General features: G+C 65.5%; 1 protein-coding gene. It reads left to right on the plus strand.

All coding sequences use genetic code 11. The features are described from left to right. The coding region (locus tag QSV46_RS41335) for a hypothetical protein (RefSeq protein ID WP_314964612.1) at positions 1-229 on the plus strand (229 nt) is incomplete at both ends.

Below are 229 nucleotides of genomic sequence, written 5' to 3' on the forward strand. Positions count from 1 at the left end.
GCCGACACCAAATGCCATCAAGCGCGAGGCAAGCTCCCGTCGGATCGACGTGCAGGCGAATGTCCGGGGCCACGATCTCGCCGCCGTCGCCGTGGAGGTGCAGTCGCGCCTGCAGAAGATGGCGTTTCCACTTGGCTATTACGCGGTGCTGCAAGGCGAGTATGCGGAACTGCGCGCCACCCGCGAGCGGCTGCAACTGTTCGCCCTGTTGGCGCTCGCCGGCATATTC

Origin of the sequence: Bradyrhizobium cosmicum, assembly GCF_032290525.1 — a bacterium.
Taxonomy (GTDB): domain Bacteria; phylum Pseudomonadota; class Alphaproteobacteria; order Rhizobiales; family Xanthobacteraceae; genus Bradyrhizobium; species Bradyrhizobium cosmicum_A.